The following is a 21,290-nucleotide window of genomic DNA, read 5'->3' as shown; positions in this document are numbered from 1 at the left end:
TAATTACCTCCTAAAATCCTCTATCGCCTTGATTAATATTAATATAGGGCAAATTTCGAGGGTGCAAAAGTATAAAAATAAATACACTTTTGAAAACCTATAATTTGATAAAATATTTACACCTGCCCTAATAAATTGAAAAACAAAAACGATTAATAACAAAACTATGGCGATAATGATATAAATGGAGCCATATTTTAGCGGCGAGAGCGCAAATGCAACTACCAATGGAATAAACAATAAAGCCGTATTAAAATAACTTAAATATAATATTGATACGTATTCACCTACTGGTTTTTGTATATTAAATATAAAACCAATCACCCTTAATAGCAAAATTTTTAAAGCATACAGTACAATAATTAGTCCAGAGGCGGTTAAAAAAAACTGAAATCCATTTTTGGCCATCCCTACCTGCTGGTTTTGTGCAACCAAATAAAAGAACATTCCTATAGTAAAGCCCAACTGTACAAACAGCACTAAAAATGGCCAAGAAGTAAACAGATTATCTTCTTTATTTAGGTTACCTAAAATTCTGTTACTAAAAAACGACTGTACTATCGTGGTGAGCTGCTTAGCGAAAATCTGCTTTACAACTGCAAATAATACCAGCAAACAAGCTATAAATGCCAATACCCATACATCCCCTTTGGGTAATAATTCTCCCTGTTGATGCAGATCCTTACTTACCGAGTTCAATAAAAATTTGGCAATCAGTGCATCAAAATCTGTTTGCTCATACCCATATCCCTTACTCCAATTACTTGTTATATTGGCTACTGTTAATGAATCCAAAGGTCTTAAAGTCTTTGGCGTAATGGTGTCGGGAGCAATAACCGGTGCCACTCTAGCCGAATCTACACTATCGGGAAGGAAGTAGATTTTACGAAGGCTATCTACATTTAGAGGCTGTTGCTGCGCCTTTACAGACAGCACCATGCAAAGAAAAAAGAAACTAAGCCACAAACTCCTCTTAAACATTCTTAAACTTACTATTGTAAAAATTGTGATCGTTTACACAAAATACGATCGGTTTGCAAAGCTAAGCTTATTCCTTTGTTTTATAATTATGTAGCTGATTAAATTAGAATAAGGTATTGTAATAAAGTAGCAAAATTGCTACCTTTGTGAATGAACTTCAGGGAAGTGCTGAAGCTGCTTAAAAAAGATGGTTGGGAAGAAAAGACCCAAAAAGGTAGTCATCTGCAGCTTACGCATCCTTTCAAAGCCGGGTAAAGTTACCTTACCGGTTCACGGGGGAGATATACCTAAGGGTACCCTTAATTCAATTTTGAAACAGGCCGGACTTAAATAGTCCGCCTGTACTTCTAATAAAATGAAAAATGAAAAAAATAAAGTTAGAAATGATCATTGAGCGGGGGAATGGGAATTTATCAGGGAGGGTAGTCTATAATGAAAATTTGATTGTTGAAAATGGGGCTACCGTTTTTGAGCTTGAAGAAAAAATAAAAAATCTTTTATTTGAATTTGAAGATTTGTCGCCTGACAAAGTCAGTTTTGAATGTCTTTATGATGTTTATGCACTTTTCCAACAATTTGATTTTCTCAATATAGGAAAAGTAGCTGAAAGAGCTGGGATTAATGCGGGCTTATTACGTCAGTATGCTAGTCAAGTTAAGCATCCCTCAGCAAAACAAGCACAAAGAATTGAAGAAACTATACACAAACTTGCAGATGACATGAAGAAAGTACTAGTTTACGCATAGTTAATGGCCGGCATCTACATCCACATTCCTTTTTGCAAAAAAGCCTGTACTTATTGCGATTTCCATTTCACTACATCTTTTAAGTATGTTGATGAGATGACAACTGCTATTTGCAACGAGATTAGGCTAAAGCAAAATCGTATTACCACAACAGTGGGAAGTATTTATTTTGGCGGAGGCACTCCCTCTGTTCTGCCCGCAGAATCGTTAAGGAAGATCTTTGATACGCTCATATCTTGTTTTTCCATATCGGCCGATGCCGAAATTACCATTGAGGCCAATCCCGATGATCTTGATTCTTTAAAAGTTGCAGCGCTAAGGCAATTGCCCATCAACAGATTTAGCATTGGGATTCAATCTTTTTTTAATGAAGATCTGGTTTGGATGAACAGGGCCCACAATGCCAACGAAGCCGAGAGCTGCATCAAAAGATGTCAGGATGCCGGCTTTGAAAACCTGAGCATAGACCTCATTTATGGTTATCCGCTCTTAACCGATGAGAAGTGGCTACATAATATCAATAAAGCAATTGAACTGCAATCTCCTCACATTTCTGCCTATTCGTTAACCGTAGAAGCCCGCACTGCACTGGCAAATGCGATTAAAAAAGGTACTCAAATTAACATCAACGAGGAACAAGGTGCGGCTCAATTTTTAACGCTGATCGATAAATTACAGCATGCTGGCTTTGAACACTATGAAATTTCTAACTTTAGTTTACCTGGAAGATATGCCATTCACAATACCAATTATTGGAGAGGCATCCCCTATTTGGGAATTGGGCCCGCTGCACATGGTTTTGATGGAATAAACCGGTATTTAAACATTCCAAATAATGCGAAATACCTCAGTTGCCTGTTAAATAACCAATTGGCAGAAACCGTTGAAGAACTTAGCTTAACTGATCGTTTTAACGAATATATCATGACCTCGCTTCGCACCATGTGGGGAACAGACCTGATTAAAGTAATGCAAGATTTTGGAAAGAATTACAGCGAGCAATTAGTGAAAGATATTCGTCCGTTTATTGATAATGGGCAGCTCATTTTAGCAGAACAGCACGTATATTTATCAAAGGAAGGTAAATTATTTGCGGATGGGATCGCTTCAAGTCTTTTTGAGGTTGACGAATAATGTAATTCAAAGCATTTTTCATATTTTTGTAAATCCCCTATTTACCTATTGTTATGACCGCGCATAATTTTTTGAAATACATTTTCGACGTAGGCACAAGGTATTTTCTAATCGCAGGAATTGCCTTTTTGCTTTTTTATGTGATCTTTAGCAAACGTTTTAGTGGCAAAAGGATCCAAACCAAATGGCCCAAATTATCTGATCATAGAAGGGACATCTTCTATTCGATCATTACTATTGTTATTTTTGGGGCACTTCCGGTTATATTTTTAGAGAATGACAAAATAAGACCTTATACTTGGCTCTATCAAAATGTAGACGATTACGGCTGGGTGTACTTTTTCCTTGCTTTTCCATTAATGATACTCATCCATGATGCCTATTTTTACTGGACACACAGAATCATGCATCATCCTAAGTTGTTTAGATGGTTTCATTTGATTCATCATAAATCAACTAGTCCAACTCCATGGACTGCCTATTCATTCCACCCACTAGAAGCGGTAATTGAAACCGGCATATTTGTGGTTATTATTTTCATCATGCCCTTTCATCAGATTCATTTGGCCGTATTTTTTACCATCGTGTTTGTATATAATGTATATGGCCACTTGGGTTATGAATTATTTTCACCAAAATTCCATAAAACGGCCGTTGGAAAATGGATAAGTACCGGAACGGCCCATAATATGCACCACCAGTTTTTTAAGGGAAATTACGGTTTATACTTTTTGTTCTGGGATAGATGGATGGGAACTTTAAGACCAGAGTATGATAAAAAATTCGGCATCAACATCGGTCACCAAAAAGAGATAATCGAAGAGAAGTCAATGGAAGAGCAAGTAATTGAAGCCGACGAAAAACATGATTCTCAGGTTTTAGTAGATGAAAGATAAGGTAGTTTGGATTACAGGCGCATCCTCCGGAATTGGAGAAGCGTTGGTATATGCTTACAATAAGCTAGGTGCCCATCTAATCATTTCTTCACGCAATCGCGATGAGCTGTTTCGGGTTAAATCAAACTGCAAAAACCAGATCAATGTTCATGTGCTATCTTTAGATCTAGAAGATAATGAGGCATTGGCCAGCAAAGCTGATGATGCTATTCGAATTTTTGGAAAGATCGATATTTTGATTAATAGCGGTGGGATTAGTCAACGAAGTTTAGCACTCGAAACCAATTTAGCCACCGAACAGCGCTTCATGAGCATTAATTTTTGGGGGACTGTTATTTTAAGTAAGGCAGTATTACCGCAGATGTTAGCACGGGGTAAAGGAACGATTGTTTGTGTAAGTAGTTTGGTTGGAAAATTTGGCACCCGTTTTCGTTCTTCTTATTCGGCCTCTAAACATGCTTTGCATGGATATTTCGATTCTCTAAGGATTGAAATAGATCACCCCGATGTTCATATCTTATTGGCCTGCCCAGGTTTTATCAAAACAAATGTTACCATTAACGCTTTAACAGCAAATGGCTCTGCCCAGGGAACAATGGATGATGCGCAGGAAAACGGCATGTTACCCGAAGTTTGTGCAGATCAGATCATTAAGGCCATAGCCGCTAAAAAACAAGAGGTATACATCGGCGGAAAAGAAACTATGGGAGTGCTGTTAAAACGATTTTTCCCAAGAATGTTTTCTAAGATTATCAAAAAAACACAGGTTACGTAGAACCGCGGGGAAGGGTTCATGTTTATAGTTGATGGATCATAGTTCATAGTTCATAGCTTATAAACCTAGCAGTTAATACTATTAATCCTGTCCATCAACCATGAACCATGAACCATATGCTAAAATAACTCTGTGTAAATCAGTTATTTAAATGTCTATTTGAACTTCTTCCAATCCGCCAACTTTAGATATGCGTATCTGCTTTCATATCAAATTAAAAAAATATGAAAAAATTATTCTTATCTGCGATTGTCATAGGAGCTATGGCATTCTCTACCCAAGTTTATGCCCAAAAAAACCCTATGGTTGGCGGTGCGGCGATGTATTCAACAAAAGATATCGTTGATAATGCGGTAAACTCTAAAGACCATACTACGTTGGTAGCTGCCGTTAAGGCTGCTGGTTTAGTAACAACATTAAAAAGTGCTGGGCCATTTACAGTGTTTGCACCAACCAATGCAGCATTTGATAAATTACCAACCGGAACAGTACCTATGTTGGTTAAACCAGAAAACAAAGCGATGTTAACTAAGATCTTAACTTACCACGTAATTGCTGGTAAAATGGGAAGTAAAGAAATTGCCGCAGCGATTAAAGCGGGAGGCGGAAAAGCAACGTTAACAACAGTACAAGGCGAAAAGTTATGGGCATGGATGGATGGAAAATCCTTAATGTTAAAAGACGAGAAGGGCGGAATGGCTAAAGTAACCATTAAAGACGTGTTTCAAAGTAATGGCGTTATACATGTAATCGACACTGTTTTAATGCCAAAGTAAAGCTACTTATTGCAAAATTAGTAAGAAACGTTTCCAAAATTTGGGAGCGTTTTTTTTTGTAAAATAGTTCACAGCTCATGGCCAATGGTCCTGGCTTGGGTTATAAGATGGCCGGCTGTCAGCTACGAACCATGAACTATCCACCACTAACGTCTACGATAACTCAAATTTATCATTAGCTTAACATTTTATACATAAATCACCTTCATTTTAAATTATAATTTACATTTTTGTAGGGGAAAAATAATTAACCAATTTCCTGAAAATTTACTTTTATTGGTACGATATGAGCTTTATTTTAAAACCTGTTGATACTGTTGAAACCATAACACGAGAAGATTTCAAGAAAAATTACCTCGACGCAAGAAGGCCTTTGATTATTAAGGGTTTAACCAAAGATTGGCCGGCCCGTGAAAAATGGACAACGGATTATCTAAAAGAAATTGGTGGTGATATTGAAGTTAATTTGGTCGATAATTCTAAAGCAGACCCTTCTAAACCTATAAATGCATCTATTGCAAGCATGAAATTTGGCGACTATTTGGACCTGATCAAAAGAGAGCCCACTGAATTGCGCATTTTCTTTTTTAACCTCTTTAAACACGTTCCAAGTTTAATAAACGACATAAAAATCCCCAAAGATCTAATGGGAGGCTTTATTGAAAGTATGCCGGCTATGTTTTTTGGTGGCTCCAACTCGGTTACCTTCCTACATTACGATATCGATCTTCCGCATTTGTTTCACACCCATTTTGGGGGAAGAAAACACATCATATTGTTTGATAACAAATGGAAAAAACGTCTATATTGTATTCCCAACGCAACTTATGCTTTAGAAGATTACGATGTAGCTAATCCTGATTTTGAAAAGTTCCCAGCCTTAAAGGGCATAGAAGGGTACGAGGTTTTCTTAGAGCATGGCGATACGCTATTTATGCCTACCGGAATGTGGCATTGGATGAAATACATAGATGGGTCGTTCTCCTTAAGTTTGAGAGCCTGGGACGAATCCATTAGCAGAAAAATCCAAAGTGTTTTTAATTTGGCAGTTAAAGGTGGGGTTGATAGCTTACTTAAAATGACTCTCAAGGTTCCTTACGCCAAATGGAGAGAGCGCCTAGCCGTAAAACGTGCCGAAAGAGCCATGAGAGCTGGAAGTCCGAAATAAGAAAGGTCTATAGTCAATAGTCCACAGTTAATAGTCTGGGTGGTTAGACATCATGATCATAGACCATCGTCTATTGACCATCGACTCCATCTAAATGTAAAATCCATTTCTGATTTTTTTGAGCTATCTTTCCCTCAAGATTCTACAGAACTATGGCAAAGTCTACCGAAAAGAACAACACTTTAAAAACAGGCTTATATGCTGCAATAGTTGTTTTTTTTGCTTACACCATGATTTTCGGATTTAGGAAATCGTTCACTGTTGCTACTTTTGATGGTTTAACCATTGCAGGTTACAGTTATAAAACCGTGCTGGTTATTTGTCAGATGCTTGGCTACCTATTAGCTAAGTTCTATGGAATAAAATTCATTTCTGAACTGAAGAGAACGGGCAGAGGTAAAATTATCATTATCCTAACAGCTATTTCATGGATCAGTTGGCTATTTTTCGCCATTGTTCCCCTACCCTATAATATCGTTTTTTTATTTATCAATGGCTTTCCACTTGGAATGCTTTGGGGTGTCGTATTTTCTTATGTGGAAGGCCGAAAAAGTACTGATTTTATCGGTGCAACCTTGGCAGTGAGCTTTATTTTTGCCGCAGGCTTTGTTAAATCAGTTGGCTCCTGGTTAATGGTTGATTTTGGAATTTCAGAGTTTTGGGTTCCTTTTTATACAGGATTGGTTTTTGCACTCCCGCTATTGCTATTTGTATTTTTGATGGAAAAAATTCCTGCCCCCAATGATGCTGATATCAAGTATAGGGCAGAACGAATTCCCATGTCAAACATGGATAGAAAGGCGTTTACCAAAGAATTTTTAGGCGGTTTAATTGCTTGTGTGATCATATATTGCTTTGCCACCATTTTTAGAGATATTCGGGATAATTTTAGTGCTGAAATGTGGAAAGAGATGGGGTTTTTCAATAAACCAGAATTATTTGCCCAAACAGAAACACCTATCACATTGATTGTCCTTGTTTTAATCGGCAGTATGGTTTTTATCAAAAACAACTTCCTTGCCTTAAAAACGGCGCATTGGTTTATTTTAGTCGGGTTTGTATTAGCAGGTACATCTACCCTACTCTTCAAAGCAGATCTAATGGCGCCCATTTGGTGGATGACACTTGTTGGATTAGGGCTATACATGGTTTATATCCCTTTTAATGCGGTGTTTTTCGACCGTTTGATCTCTACGTTCAAGTATGCGAGTAATGTAGGTTTTTTAATTTATGTCGCCGATTCTTTTGGATATGTAGGAAGTATAGGAGTATTATTAAGCAAAGAAATCTTTAAGGTTCAGCTCAATTGGGTAACTTTTTTCTCGCAAAGCGTGATAATACTGTCGGTTATCGGAAGTGTGCTTACACTATTTTCGTTATACTATTTTGCGAGGAAGTATAGAAAGCTTTCAGAAACAACTAGCTAATATTCGACCCCGCAGGGGTCGGTTGATCATCTCGGACCTGTTATCAATATGTAATCCCCCTGGGATTGGGCAACTACGCAACTACCATCTACATAGGGGCTCATATCATAAACCATTTTTTGACACGCTGGGGTTGAGCATCCCGGATCTGTTATCAATATGTAATCCCTCTGATTGGGTAACAATGGAACTACCATCTAAACATCAGGGCTCATATCATAAACCTTGGCACATTTTTTCGACACGCTGGGGGTTGATCATCCCGGATCTGTTATCTATATGTCCCCCTGGGATTGGGTAACAATGGAACTACCATCTAAACATCAGGGCTCATATCATAAACCTTGGCACATTTTTTCGACACGCTGGGGGTTGATCATCCCGGATCCGTATCAATATGTACTCCCCCTGGGATTGGGTAACTACGCAACTACCATCTAAACATCGGGGCTCATATCATAAACCTTGGCACATTTTTTCGACACCATGGGGGTTGATCATCCCGGATCTGTTATCTATATGTGATCCCCCTGGGATTGGGCAACTATGGACCACCATCTAAACATCGGGGATCATATCATAAACCTTAGCCCATTTTTTTGACACGCTGGGGGTTGATCATCTCGGATCGGTATCAATATGTAATCCCCCTGGGATTGGGTAACTATGGAACTACCATCCAAACATCGGGGCTCATATCATAAACCTTGGCACATTTTTTCGACACGCTGGGGGTTGATCATCCCGGATCTGTTATCTATATGTGATCCCCCTGGGGTTGGGCAACTATGGACCACCATCCAAATCGGGGATCATATCATAAACCTTGGCACATTTTTTCGACACGCTGGGGGTTGATCATCCCGGATCTGTTATCTATATGTGATCCCCCTTGGATTTGGCACCTATGGAACTACCATCCAAACATCGGGGCTCATATCATAAACCTTGGCACATTTTTTCGACACGCTGGGGGTTGATCATCCCGGATCTGTTATCTATATGTGATCGCCCTGGGGTTGGGCAACTATGGACCACCATCCAAATCGGGGATCATATCATAAACCTTGGCACATTTTTCGACACGCTGGGGGTTGAGCATCTCGGATCTGTTATCAATATGTAATCCCTCTGGACTGGGTCTACGCTACGCTTCCGGAGGTTCCCGATCATCGGGCGTCGATAGGGTTAATCTAGTATTAGGGCAAGTATTCTTGCGCTGAAAACACTTGATATCTCGGGGAAGACAACTATTGTAAACCAACTTATGCGCCGCGTGGTTAATTCGATCCCGTAGAGACCTCGGAGAGGTCACATATTTATAAAACCTAAGGCTTTTAGGTTCGACCCCAGCGGGGTCGTATTAATCTTTAAACTTAAACGTATATTCGTCCTTATACTCAACTTCATGTGTTTTCAAAAATTCAATATATTCATCGTGAAATAGTACCCGCCCATGATGTAACTTTTGGTTGTTAATATATTCCACTACATTTTTCAGATCATTTTGACTATACGAAAAGGCTCCAAAACCTTCTTGCCAAGTGAAAAATTTTGAAAACCCTTTTTGCTTTATCCAATTTGTTGAAGCTTTTTTAATTTCCCGCACCAGATCAGACAAGCAACAAGTTGGCCTCATCCCAATTAAAATATGGATATGATCTGGCATCCCGTTTATAGCGATCAATTTTTGGCCCTTTTCTTTAATAATGCCAGTAATATATTTATAAAGTTCATCCTCCCAAGTAGAACTAATGAGGGTTCGTCGATTTTGAACTGCAAATACGATTTGGATACTGATTTGAGAATAGGTATTGGCCATATGTCGAAGATATGGCGATTATTTAAAAATTTTTAGTCTTGGGGGGGATAAAAAAGTCTTTTCTCTTGCTATTTTATCCTTTAACTGCTATGATCAACTACAACTTTCCATATTCCGTTAATTTTACGGAGTAATAAGGTGAAATATCCTTTTAGTTCCCCCGTTTCTTGTTTTACATTCCAACTGCCAAGTACAAATGCTCTGTCTTTGGTTAGCAGCTCTATTTTTTTTATGCCAAACGTTAGATAGCCCATTGCAGCTTTATCAGGATATCCTTTTTTATAATTAGCTAATGTTTTTTCCCATCCATAGGTTGGTCCATTTTTGCCCACAAACAATAAGCTATCGCTTTTCCAATAACCTTGCATGTACGCCTCAACGTTTCCTGCATTCCAATCGCTACGCTGTTGCTCAAGCAACTTTAGAATCGCTTGTCTATCTTTTGATGATTGTGCATTAACACCAATTGATACCATCAATAAAAAAAAGAAGAGTATTTTTTTCATGCTATTTTCCTGTTGTTGTAAAACTAATGAAATAAAATTGTTCCTTTACCTACAGCTTTAAATTTATGAAAAAGACGGTTGTAGCTATCGGCGAAATGTTATGGGATGTATTTCTTGACGGGAAAAAGGCGGGAGGGTCGTCTATGAATGTAGCCCTTAATTTGCATAAGCAAGACATCAATAGTCTATTTATAAGTGCCGTTGGCGATGACCAACATGGAAGAGACCTGTTAAGATACTTAGAGAATCTAGACTTTCCAACACAATTGATCCAAACAAACAACCTACCCACAAGTACTGTAGAAGTTAAGCTCGACGAAGAACAACAGGCAAGCTATACTATTGTTGAACCAGTTGCCTGGGATGAAATTGTAGTAACTAAAGAAACGCTTCGCGCTGTCGAAAATGCGGATGCATTTGTGTACTGCAGCTTAACCTGCAGAAATGAAAAAAGCAGGAAAACCATTTTTAAATTGCTCGAAATAGCTAAGATCAAAGTGTTCGATATCAATCTTCGGGAACCATTTTACACCCTTGAAACTTTAGTATTTTTACTACGAAGTGCAGATATCTTAAAGGTAAACGAGCACGAGTTGATTTATTTAAAAGAAAATTTAAGGTTAAGTGGTTCATCAGATGAGCAACTATTACAGCAGTTAAGTATTAATTTTAGTGTTTCGATCATTTGTTTAACCGTAGGAGAAAAAGGTGCATTTGTATTTTATAAAGACAAACTCTATCTCCATCCGGGTTATCCCATAAAAGTATCCGACACAGTAGGCGCAGGTGATGCATTCTTAGCAACTTTTGTCGCGAGCTACCTTACGGGATATTCGATGGAGGAAATTTTAGCACGATCTTGTAGAGTTGGCGCCTTTGTTGCTTCACAAAAAGGTGCAAATCCCGCCTATAACATGGAGATTTTTAAAGCATAATTATGCAAATTCCTTTAAAATTTAACCTTCGCTATTTATTGCTGGCCATTTCACTCTTTATAATAGAAATAGGTATTGCCCTTTACGCCCACGACCAAATTATTAGGCCCTATATTGGTGATGTACTGGTGGTAATCCTTATCTATTGTTTCGTTAAAAGTTTCGTTAACACTCCCCCTTTTGCAACCGCTATTGCAGTCCTCCTTTTTTCTTTCGTGGTAGAAACCTTACAATATTTTCAATTTATTAAACTGATCGGCTTAGAAAAATCAGCCATAGCTAGTGTTGTTATTGGAACCGACTTTGCTTGGCAAGATCTGATTGCCTATACCATTGGCTTTGTGATAGTATTGATTAGCGAAAATTTAATAAAAACGAAAATTGAAGCTGCCGAGTAGTTTAGTCATCGGATAAATATAGGCATGGTGCCTACATTCATCCGATGACTGCTTGGATCCCAAAGCGCTAAACGCCATGTGCTCACCGCCCTGCTAAAAATGACATCACGCTTAAAATTGTATTATGTTAAACTTTTAACTTCGGTATTCCGTTTATATAGCTCATGAGAGGATTCCAATTTTCTAAATTCTTGCCCAATGAACTGCCAAAAGGCGGATTTGACGAACTGTTAAAGCTTTTTACAGAACTGCTCAATTATACCGCAGGTGATGCTGGAGAAACACTGGCTTGGATGAACGAGCTTGATAAGCAGTATAAATTTACGAACAACGACTATGGGATGGGCAATTTTATTGACGATCTCAAAGAAAAAGGGTATTTGAAAGAAGAAAATGGCGACATGAAGATTACTGCAAAAACTGAGCAGACCATTCGCAAATCGGCGTTGGAGGAAATTTTTGGAAAGCTTAAAAAAGCCGGCAAGGGTAACCACAATAGTAATATTTCGGGTATTGGAGAAGAAAAAAATGCCGATAGGCGCGAGTATTCTTTTGGTGACAGTTTAGACCAGATAGACATGACCGCCTCCGTTCAAAATGCACAGATTAATCACGGGATAGAAAATTTTACACTCACCGAACGGGATCTAGAGGTAGAGGAGAAGGATTATAAGACACTTACTTCTACCGTTCTAATGATTGATATTTCCCATTCCATGATTTTATATGGTGAAGATCGGATTACTCCCGCAAAGAAAACAGCTATGGCATTGGCAGAGCTGATTAAAACCAAATATCCGAAAGACACATTAGATATCGTAGTATTTGGCAATGATGCGTGGCCCATTACCATAAAAGACCTGCCTTATCTACAAGTAGGCCCTTATCATACCAATACCCTAGCGGGACTGGAACTAGCCACCGATTTATTGCGCAGGAGAAAAACCCACAACAAACAGATTTTCATGATCACAGATGGCAAGCCTACCTGCTTAAAAGAAAATGGAAGGTATTATAAAAACAGCATGGGCTTAGACCGAAAGGTAATTGGTAAAACGCTGAATATGGCCGCACAGTGCAAGCGTTTAAATATTCCGATTACTACTTTTATGATTGCACAAGACCCTTACTTACAGCAATTTGTTAGACAATTTACGCAGGTTAACGGAGGAAGGGCATTTTATAGCTCTTTAACAGGTCTGGGCGAATATATCTTTGAAGATTACATTAAGAACCGACGAAAAACATTTAGATAACTTAACTCTACTCATCTGATGACTTTAAGTCATCAGATGAGTAGAGAGACGCCTTTGGCAAACTTTAAAACACTACAACAACCAAAATGATAGAAATCAACACACTAGGTCAACTTAAAGCCTCCAATTATACTTCTTTAAGCGTTAAGGATGAGCTGAGGAAAAACCTGATCAGTCAGTTACAAAATAAAGAGGCTGGTTTTGAAGGAATCCTAGGTTACGATGAAACGGTAATCCCAGAACTACAAACTGCAATTTTGTCTCGTCACAATATATTGTTACTTGGATTACGCGGCCAGGCGAAAACAAGAATTGCTCGTTTGATGGTTAATTTACTCGACGAATATATTCCTTACGTTGCTGGCAGCGAGATTTTTGACGATCCTTTGAATCCGATTTCCTGGTTTGCCAAAAACGAAATTGCTGAAAAAGGTGATGAAACTCCCATTTTATGGCAGCACCGCAGCGAGCGCTATACCGAAAAGTTGGCGACACCTGATGTAACCGTAGCGGATCTGATTGGGGATGTAGATCCGATCAAGGCCGCAACGTTAAAGCTAACCTACAATGATGAAAGAGTAATCCATTTCGGGCTAATACCACGGGCACACAGGAGCATTTTTGTAATTAACGAATTGCCCGATCTTCAGGCAAGGATCCAGGTTGCGCTCTTTAACATGCTCCAAGAAAAAGATATTCAAATTCGTGGTTTTAAATTACGATTACCACTAGATATTCAGTTCGTGTTTACTGCAAATCCTGAAGATTATACCAATCGTGGCAGTATCGTAACCCCATTGAAAGATAGGATCGAAAGTCAAATTCTAACCCACTATCCCAAAACCGTTGAGATCTCTAGAAAGATTACCTTTCAGGAAGCTAAGCTCACTGATTCTCAACGTCTAATTGAGGCAGACGGACTGCTGAAAGATCTGATTGAACAAGTAGCTTTTGAGGCCAGAAAAAGTGAATTTATTGATCAAAAATCTGGTGTTTCGGCCCGTTTAACCATTTCGGCGTTCGAGAATTTAATTAGTAACGCAGAGCGAAGAATGTTGATCAACCATGAAGAATCAACTTTTGTACGTTTGGCAGATCTAAGTGGAATTATTCCGGCAATTACTGGTAAAATAGAGCTCGTTTATGAAGGCGAACTAGAGGGGCCAGCAAAGGTTGCCCACATTTTGATAGGAAAGGCAATTAAGCACTTGTTTGCGCGTTATTTTCCAGATCCAGAAAGAGCGAAAAAAACCAAGGCAGCTAATCCATATACAAAAATAACCGCTTGGTTTACAGACGGAAATACAATTGACATTGCCGATGGTTTGACAATTTCTCAGTACAAAAAAGCTTTACTAGCAGTTGATGGGCTAGAAGACCTTATTCAACAATTTCATCCTAAACTAAGCGAAAACCAAAAACTGTTGTTGATGGAATTTGTGCTGCACGGTTTGGCCGAATACTCGCAATTGAGCAAAAACTATCTGCATGGTGGTTATGGTTTCGCTGATATGTTCGAAAGCCTGTTCAATACCGATCTAGCAGAAGAGGATGAAGATGAGGATAACTTTAGATAGAATTATTGTTTAATTGTTTAATTGTTACCAACCGCCAACTTTAAACTCCCAACTGGAAACTGATACATGCCCAGATACCTTCTACTTTCTTTACTTACCCTATTCGTAATTGCCTTTGACTTTTATTGCTATTATGCGATTGTATCCGTTTTTAAGCATTGGAAGTCTCGCACAAAGAAAATTTTTAAAATTAGCTATTGGTTATATGCTATTTTATTAATCATTGGTGTCTTCTGCTCCATCTATTTTAAAACCGTCTTATTTCTTTCGCTTAAGTCAATCATACTCGTTGCATTTTTCCTAACAGTGGTTTGCAAGGTTTTTATGCTTCCGTTTCTATTGATCGATGATTTAAGACGACTGTTTCTGGTTTTGATTAGGTTTTCAAAAACAAAAATAGAGTTACCTACTAAAAAGCCAATTGCCGGAGAACCAATAAGCAGATCAGCATTCTTGGTTAAAACGGGTTTAGTTGTGGCAGCTGCACCCTTAAGTTCATTAACTTGGGGCATTGTTTCGGGTGCTTATGATTATCAGATTAAAAGAGTGGATCTTATTCTGCCAAATTTGCCCAAGGCCTTTGATGGTATAAGGATGGGACAGATTTCAGATATTCATTCAGGCAGTTTTTACAACAAAACCGCAGTTAAAGGCGGCGTAGAAATGCTATTGGCAGAAAAAACAGATTTTATCTTTTTTACGGGCGATCTGGTAAATAATCTAACCAATGAGGTGAGGGAATATCAAGAGATATTCGCTAAAATTAAAGCTCCTCTTGGCGTGTATTCTACGCTGGGAAATCACGATTATGGCGATTATTATTTTGGTAAAGAGAGCTCCCCTGCCAAGATGAAAAACCTTAAGGATATGATTAAAACCCATCAGATTATGGGCTATGATCTACTAATGAATGAAAATAGACGACTAAAAGTTGATGGAGAGGAAATTGGAATTTTGGGCATCGAAAACTGGGGTATGGGGCGCTTTCCCAAATACGGAAAAATGGAGTTGGCTACTAAAAATACCGCAGATCTGCCGGTTCAGTTGTTGCTTTCTCATGATCCATCCCACTGGCGTGGTGAGGTGCTTCAAAAATATCCAGCAATTGATGCCATGTTTAGTGGCCATACCCATGGGATGCAGTTCGGCGTACGATTAAAGGATTTTCAATGGAGCCCTGTGCAGTACTTATACAACGAATGGGCGGGCCTATATGCTGAGGGCAAGCAACAGCTTTATGTAAATGTAGGCTATGGTTTTTTAGGCTATCCAGGCAGAGTAGGAATTTTGCCAGAAATTACGATATTTACATTGAAACGCTCGTATTAGCCAATTATAGATGTTAAAAAAGTTACTTTTCGCTATCTTGGATTTTTTGCTTTTTAGCAATGTTTTTATTGCACTGTGTGCCGTAGCGCAGGGCTTGGTTACCTACAGTCTATTGAACCAAAAGCCAGATAAGTATGTGCTGATGTTCTTGTTCTGCTCTACATTAGTAGTCTATAATTTGAGCATGCTACTTTCTAAGCCTGCAGACCCTCAACTCTCGCCCTTTAAGCGTGTAAGATGGATCTTCTCCCATCACAGATTAATTATATCCATAACTTTAGTGGCCAGCCTCTGCATCATCCCCTTGGGCTTATGGTATTTGGGTTTTCAAGCAAAATTGCTAATGGGTTTTATAGGCGTTATTGCATTGGCCTATAATTTTCCATTTCTGAAATTACATGAGAAAAAGATCGGATTAAGAAATTTACCTGGGATCAAATTATTTTTAATTGCCTTTGTGTGGGCTATAAGCTGTGTGCTGTTACCTATTGTTGAACTCGAAAGCTCATTTTATCCAATAACTGTTTCACTTTCCCAAACCTTACTTTTGGTGGCAAAAAGATTTTTGTTCATCTGTGCCATTACTATTCCTTTTGACATCCGAGACCTGTTCCAGGATAAGCTTTACGAGCTAAAAACTATTCCAGTAATGCTGGGAGAAAAAAAGGCTTGGGTTTTCTGTTTCGCTTTATTGGCAGCATATCTAGTATTGCTACTTCTATTTACCCAACACATTACTCTGGATGTAATTGGTTTAGCATTCACGATACTCGTAACGAGTTGGTTGATCTTTAAATCAAATCTCAAGAAAAACGAATATTATTATTTCTTCTTTTTAGATGGAACGATGATCTTGCAGTTTTTGATCCTTTGGGGATTACACTTCTTAAACTAGACTTACGAAGTTTAGAGCTAGACTTACGAAGTTTTTTTAAACTTCGTAAGTCTATCCCGCATTAAACCTATACCCTATTCCACGTACGGTTTGCAAAAGCTGTGGATTATCAGGGTTGAGCTCAATTTTTTTACGCAGTCTTACAATGTGCATATCCAATGTACGGGTATTTACATCCGAATTATAGCCCCACACTACTAACATAAGCTCATCGCGATTAATTACTTTATTTGGATTGCGCAAAAAGTAAAGTAGAATTCTGTTCTCCAAAATGGTAAGTTCGATTTTCTTACCATCGCGAAACAAGGTATGAATATTTGGATGGTGCTCCATGTTACCAAAACGATGGATTTCTGAGCGATCATTATTCAACAAGAACTTCACCTTGCTATCTAACATCGCCACTAGTACATCCATATTAAAGGGTTTGGTTACATAATCAGATGCTCCAAAATTATAGGCATCAATCTTATCCACGTCTTGAGCTTTGGCCGTCATCATGATGATTAGACCTTCATATCCTTGCTTGCGCACTTCTTCGCAAACATCTGCTCCCTCTTTGCCCGGCAACATCCAATCCAACAGTACTATATCTGGTTTCTCGGTAGTTATAGTTTCAACTGCTGTTAAGCCATCACTATTTTCTAATAGTTGATAACCCTCTGCCTGTAAACGATGAACCACTAAAAAACGTAGATTTTCATCATCTTCAACAATTAATATTTTTATTCCTTTCGACATGATATGTGTTTAATATTGTAACATTAGAATGTTGGAATGTTGATGTGTACCTGTGGCTTCACTTATTGACAACATTTCATACCTAACTTTTAAATTATATATATTTTAATTATTCTTTACAACAATCGTTAACCTAATTTTATCAAAACATTACAACGTTTGAACCTTGCCCCAAAGGGATGCTTTGTAATAACTGTTCAATCAATTAGTTGATGTAAGGTAATACTATTTTAAACTCGGTTCCTTTATCAACCACACTTTTTACCGAAATTTCGCCGCTCATAAAGTTAACGAGTTCTTTACAAAAAGCCAAGCCTAAGCCTACACTTCCATTCTGGTTATATCGATTTTGAATGCGATAGAATTTTTTAAAGATATTATTAATTTCTGACGAAGGGATACCAATTCCAGTATCTTTAAATCTAAGAACAATCCGCTCTTTAATTAAGCGTGCAGTAATGTGCAATTGTTTATGGTTTGGAGGCGAATACTTGTACGCATTTTCGATAAGGTTATCAAATAGGCTTCCCAACAACACCGGATCAGTAATAAATGTTCTGAATCCAGAAATCTCATAGGTAAGTCTAAATTCAGGATGCTTAAGTAGATGAACCTCAATCGTACTTTCGATAAAATCTTCCATGTTTACTTCATCCTGATTTAAGGTAATTGCCTTATTCTCAATTTGCGTAAATGCCAATAATTTATTCATCAGGGCATTTAGTTTATCGGCCTCCTCGTCTAAAATCCTGCCGTATAACTGTTGTTCTTTTGCCGTTAAACTTGCTGAACTCTTGATGTTGTTACCAGCAATCTTGATCACACTAACTGGGGTTTTAAATTCGTGGGTTAAATTGGTTACAAAATCATATTGGAGCTTAAACATTTTATGGTTAACATTTAAATTTCTGTAGATTAAGAACGCAACTAATACCAAAATTCCATAAAACAACAATAATAGAGCAGCTATGGGCAAAAAATAGCTGAAAATTTCATCCTTAACAAAAGATTTGGAAGAAATAAAATAGAGCTTATAATCAGAAAAGGGCCCACCTAACGTTATTTCTCCAGTAACATAATCAGATGAAACATCAAGTGGATCGTACGTGATAGGCTCTATTCGGATATTCTGATACAATAAGGGGCGAGTATTTTTTATCTTGATCTTACTTGGGTCTAGCTCAAAGGAGAGCATATCCTGCTGATAAACCGGATCTGTATCCAATTTATAGGTAATCATCCTTTTATAGGTTTTAAGCAGCTCAAAGCTCGGAATATTGAAGTAATCTATTCTATTGGAGCGAATGTTGGTAAAATTACTGAAGAGATTTTCTTGGCTTGGAACTTTCGTGGTGTCCATTTTCTGGACAAAAGTGATTAACTTTAAAGATAGCGCACTAAAATTATCGATATCAACAGTGTTGATCACCTCGTTTTCACCGTATAGCTTAAGCGAATCTTTAGGAACCGCACTTCCAAATTGATAGACATTTTTAACCCCAATAGAACAATTGCCGTAATTTATCCCATTATCTTCAATTTTAATGTTCTTTACTTGTGCATCATAAAAGAAAACCTTTTTAATGAATGGATATTGCAATAATATGGTGTCCGCAAATTTTGAGGCTGTTGTAGAATCGAGATAGCCATTATAATACGAGATTTCTGGAAGTTTATTTAAAAAGAAATCATTGTAAGGTTTGTTGCTCTCTTCGAGCACATTGGCTTTGGCCGATACAAAATCGTTTTCGATATTTTTTTTACTAAAATTATAGGCTAGAAATAACGAAAGAATAAAAAGAACCGAAATTAAGGCAATAAAAGTTACTATCAGCGAAAAATTCTTGCGGTAACCACTTTCCTTTTCTGAAATCATGTTTATGTAAACAGGTTATTTCTTTTTCAAATTCGTTTCCAAAAACTGTTCTAATGCGGTATATACTTTTTGACGACTTTCTTCACGGTTAATTGAAAAAGGGGAATCCTCCCTTTCAAAATAAGTAACCGACAAATTTCTCTTTTTAAGTTCTTTTACAAATTGAATAGCATCACTAGAATTGATCCTTGGATCTTTAACGTTCTGAGTGATAAATATAGGGATTTTAACCTTATCAGCATGAAACAATGGAGATGCCTGATGCATATAATCGAAATCTGTATTGGGATTACCAACAATTTCGTAGTACATCAGCAGATTAGACTTTAAAAATGGAGGGATAGACTTCAGGTAGCTGAATAAGTTTAGCACTCCGGCATTAGAGGCCGCACATTTATACATGGTTGGGTTCCTAATCGCACTATTTAAAGCTATAAAACCCCCAAACCCACTGCCATAAATAGCTACTTTTTTAGGATTGGCAATTTTTGAATTAATTAACCATTTTACACCGTCATCGATGTCTTCTTGGATCTTTCCATCCCACTCCTTAAATCCTGCAGCATAAAAATTCATCCCGTAACCGGTAGAGCCACGGTAATTGATCTGCAACACGGCATAACCCCTATTGGCTAAAAATTGTACCTCCGCATTGTATCCCCAGGTATTACGTTGCCCTGGACCATTGTGGGGCATCACGATAACCGGAAGATTTTTTACTGCGCTCTTTAAAGGTAACGTGAGATAGCCGTTTATTTTAAGTCCATCTCTAGCAGCATAACTAATAGGCTTCATCTCGCACATCTGCTCTTCCTTAATGGCTGAGTTATTATCGCTGAGTTTTTTTATACTGCCCTTGTTTGCGATATACAAATAATAAGAACCCGGGTTTCTATCGGTAAATGTTCTTACTACAAATACATTTTCATTTTTATCTCCATCAATAATCCTAGACTCTGTTTTAGGAAGCAATTGATCTAATTTTTGGTAGAGGAGTTTAGCATCGTTATCTAAATAGTGCTTTTCCTTTTTCCAATTCTCGCAAACCACATAGGCTACTTTACCCTTTTGTTTGGAATATTGGGCATCTACTACATTTAACGAGTCGTTGGCAAATAATACACTTTTTTCTTTTCCAGAAGTACAATCCAATTCTACAAGGGCATTTTTATCCCTTTTTACATTGGATATGGCGTAGATTATATTGGGTTTGTTTTCTAAAAAAGCTACAGGTCTTAGGGTTGTTTTAAAATTATTTGTAACTACAGGTTTAAAATGTTGGGCTTCATTCTCGCGGTACCATAAGGTTTCATTCACTCCGTCACTAGAAATTGCAATCCGTAATTTACCTTTTGAATCGGTCATCCAACTGGTAATATTGCCAGGATTTTGCGCTGCCATTTCCATTTTCCCGTCCCTAACATTTAAGCGATACACATCCGATACGGTTGAATCTCGTTTGTTGGAAAGTACCAATAAGAATTTGCCTTCCATCAATTGGTCCTCCAGCACCCTGATCCTGCTCTTTTCATTTGTGCTCAGCTTTCTTTCGTCTTTGCCTGTTTTGTTAATGATAAAAAGGTCGGCCTGAAAACGTTCGCCACTTTTTTCTTTATAATAAATGAGTTCATCATCACTTACCCAAGAGTAGAAGCTGATGCTCTTTTCCTGAACGTGAGTTAGCTGAACAATTTTACCTGTACTGATTTCTTCTACAAAAAGATTCTGTTTTTTGTCCTGTAACTTAAGGTAAGAAATGTGCTTACCGTCTGGCGAAATTCTATAGGCAGCTCTATCCTGCGATTTAAAAAAATCGTTCACCGGAATAATATCCACTTTATTTTTCTCCTTACATGAAAAAAACGAAGCCATTATCAGCAACAAAAGAAAACGCTTAGCGACTGTCATATCCAAATATGCTACAAAAATACACAACCCGATTTGGCAAAGTCATTAATCATTAATATTGTTACTTTCCAAAATCAAAATCGAGCATTTAATGTAGCAACATTGTAAGTATTCAACGAAAAATATGAGTAACAATTAGAATAC

The 21,290-nt window shown here is 37.8% G+C and carries 21 protein-coding genes; 15 read left to right on the top strand and 6 right to left on the bottom strand.

Annotated elements, in window-relative coordinates; all coding sequences use genetic code 11:
- Nucleotides 1-3: 3 nt before the first annotated feature.
- Nucleotides 4-939, bottom strand: coding sequence for a DUF4271 domain-containing protein (locus AC6H0V_RS17130; RefSeq protein WP_497561423.1), 936 nt, complete (start codon nt 937-939; stop codon nt 4-6).
- 192 nt (nt 940-1,131) lie between these two features.
- On the opposite strand from AC6H0V_RS17130, the gene AC6H0V_RS17125 reads away from it, so the two are divergent.
- From AC6H0V_RS17125 to AC6H0V_RS17085, 9 genes are all read left to right on the top strand, one after another.
- A complete protein-coding gene (locus tag AC6H0V_RS17125; RefSeq protein ID WP_497561422.1) occupies nt 1,132-1,236 on the top strand; it encodes a type II toxin-antitoxin system HicA family toxin in 105 nt (34 codons plus the stop codon).
- Nucleotides 1,202-1,315: a type II toxin-antitoxin system HicA family toxin gene (locus AC6H0V_RS17120; protein ID WP_497563391.1), complete on the top strand. Its 114-nt coding sequence runs from the start codon at nt 1,202-1,204 to the stop codon at nt 1,313-1,315. The genes AC6H0V_RS17125 and AC6H0V_RS17120 overlap by 35 nt, the downstream gene beginning before the upstream one ends.
- A gap of 28 nt (nt 1,316-1,343) precedes the next feature.
- On the top strand, nt 1,344-1,727 hold the full coding sequence (locus AC6H0V_RS17115) for a hypothetical protein (RefSeq protein WP_497561421.1): 384 nt from the start codon (nt 1,344-1,346) through the stop codon (nt 1,725-1,727).
- Nucleotides 1,728-1,730: 3 nt separating this feature from the next.
- Nucleotides 1,731-2,861, top strand: a complete 1,131-nt coding sequence (hemW, locus tag AC6H0V_RS17110; protein ID WP_497561420.1) for a radical SAM family heme chaperone HemW — start codon at nt 1,731-1,733, stop codon at nt 2,859-2,861.
- A 53-nt stretch (nt 2,862-2,914) separates the two neighbouring features.
- Nucleotides 2,915-3,757 (top strand): sterol desaturase family protein, encoded by an 843-nt coding sequence (locus tag AC6H0V_RS17105; RefSeq protein WP_497561419.1) that lies wholly within the window; start codon nt 2,915-2,917, stop codon nt 3,755-3,757.
- Nucleotides 3,747-4,532: an SDR family oxidoreductase gene (locus tag AC6H0V_RS17100; RefSeq protein WP_497561418.1), complete on the top strand. Its 786-nt coding sequence runs from the start codon at nt 3,747-3,749 to the stop codon at nt 4,530-4,532. The genes AC6H0V_RS17105 and AC6H0V_RS17100 overlap by 11 nt, the downstream gene beginning before the upstream one ends.
- A 224-nt stretch (nt 4,533-4,756) precedes the next feature.
- Nucleotides 4,757-5,308 (top strand): fasciclin domain-containing protein, encoded by a 552-nt coding sequence (locus tag AC6H0V_RS17095; RefSeq protein ID WP_497561417.1) that lies wholly within the window; start codon nt 4,757-4,759, stop codon nt 5,306-5,308.
- Between the two features lie 286 nt (nt 5,309-5,594).
- Entirely contained in the window at nt 5,595-6,476 is an 882-nt protein-coding gene (locus tag AC6H0V_RS17090; RefSeq protein ID WP_497561416.1) for a cupin-like domain-containing protein, read from the top strand.
- A gap of 152 nt (nt 6,477-6,628) precedes the next feature.
- Nucleotides 6,629-7,903 carry a DUF5690 family protein gene (locus AC6H0V_RS17085; protein ID WP_497561415.1) on the top strand — a complete coding sequence of 425 codons (1,275 nt, stop codon included), beginning with the start codon at nt 6,629-6,631 and terminating at the stop codon, nt 7,901-7,903.
- 1,363 nt (nt 7,904-9,266) lie between these two features.
- On the opposite strand, the gene tnpA is transcribed toward AC6H0V_RS17085, so the two are convergent.
- Nucleotides 9,267-9,725 carry an IS200/IS605 family transposase gene (tnpA, locus tag AC6H0V_RS17080; protein WP_497561414.1) on the bottom strand — a complete coding sequence of 153 codons (459 nt, stop codon included), beginning with the start codon at nt 9,723-9,725 and terminating at the stop codon, nt 9,267-9,269.
- Between the two features lie 80 nt (nt 9,726-9,805).
- Nucleotides 9,806-10,231: a YybH family protein gene (locus AC6H0V_RS17075; RefSeq protein ID WP_497561413.1), complete on the bottom strand. Its 426-nt coding sequence runs from the start codon at nt 10,229-10,231 to the stop codon at nt 9,806-9,808.
- 65 nt (nt 10,232-10,296) lie between these two features.
- Here AC6H0V_RS17075 and AC6H0V_RS17070 point away from each other — a divergent pair, with 65 nt between their 5' ends.
- The 6 genes from AC6H0V_RS17070 (at nt 10,297) to AC6H0V_RS17045 (ending at nt 16,621) form a co-directional block, all read left to right on the top strand.
- Nucleotides 10,297-11,166, top strand: a complete 870-nt coding sequence (locus AC6H0V_RS17070; protein ID WP_497561412.1) for a carbohydrate kinase family protein — start codon at nt 10,297-10,299, stop codon at nt 11,164-11,166.
- Between the two features lie 2 nt (nt 11,167-11,168).
- Nucleotides 11,169-11,564 (top strand): ribosomal maturation YjgA family protein, encoded by a 396-nt coding sequence (locus AC6H0V_RS17065; protein ID WP_497561411.1) that lies wholly within the window; start codon nt 11,169-11,171, stop codon nt 11,562-11,564.
- Nucleotides 11,565-11,728: 164 nt separating this feature from the next.
- Nucleotides 11,729-12,820 (top strand): vWA domain-containing protein, encoded by a 1,092-nt coding sequence (locus tag AC6H0V_RS17060; RefSeq protein WP_497561410.1) that lies wholly within the window; start codon nt 11,729-11,731, stop codon nt 12,818-12,820.
- A gap of 86 nt (nt 12,821-12,906) precedes the next feature.
- Nucleotides 12,907-14,397 (top strand): P-loop NTPase family protein, encoded by a 1,491-nt coding sequence (locus AC6H0V_RS17055; protein ID WP_497561409.1) that lies wholly within the window; start codon nt 12,907-12,909, stop codon nt 14,395-14,397.
- Nucleotides 14,398-14,463: 66 nt separating this feature from the next.
- Nucleotides 14,464-15,726 (top strand): metallophosphoesterase, encoded by a 1,263-nt coding sequence (locus tag AC6H0V_RS17050; protein ID WP_497561408.1) that lies wholly within the window; start codon nt 14,464-14,466, stop codon nt 15,724-15,726.
- Nucleotides 15,727-15,736: 10 nt separating this feature from the next.
- The gene (locus tag AC6H0V_RS17045; protein WP_497561407.1) at nt 15,737-16,621 is read left to right on the top strand and encodes a UbiA prenyltransferase family protein; all 885 of its coding nucleotides are present in this window, start codon (nt 15,737-15,739) and stop codon (nt 16,619-16,621) included.
- A 51-nt stretch (nt 16,622-16,672) separates the two neighbouring features.
- On the opposite strand, the gene AC6H0V_RS17040 is transcribed toward AC6H0V_RS17045, so the two are convergent.
- The 3 genes from AC6H0V_RS17040 to AC6H0V_RS17030 form a co-directional block, all read right to left on the bottom strand.
- The gene (locus tag AC6H0V_RS17040) at nt 16,673-17,362 is read right to left on the bottom strand and encodes a response regulator transcription factor (protein WP_497561406.1); all 690 of its coding nucleotides are present in this window, start codon (nt 17,360-17,362) and stop codon (nt 16,673-16,675) included.
- 205 nt (nt 17,363-17,567) lie between these two features.
- A complete protein-coding gene (locus tag AC6H0V_RS17035) occupies nt 17,568-19,238 on the bottom strand; it encodes a sensor histidine kinase (RefSeq protein ID WP_497561405.1) in 1,671 nt (556 codons plus the stop codon).
- Between the two features lie 15 nt (nt 19,239-19,253).
- Nucleotides 19,254-21,110 carry a S9 family peptidase gene (locus AC6H0V_RS17030; RefSeq protein ID WP_497561404.1) on the bottom strand — a complete coding sequence of 619 codons (1,857 nt, stop codon included), beginning with the start codon at nt 21,108-21,110 and terminating at the stop codon, nt 19,254-19,256.
- Nucleotides 21,111-21,290 lie beyond the last annotated feature (180 nt).

The organism is Pedobacter sp. NO84 (genome assembly GCF_059703915.1).
Note: the sequence above shows the minus strand (reverse complement) of the source record. Positions and strands in the feature narration are given on the sequence as shown.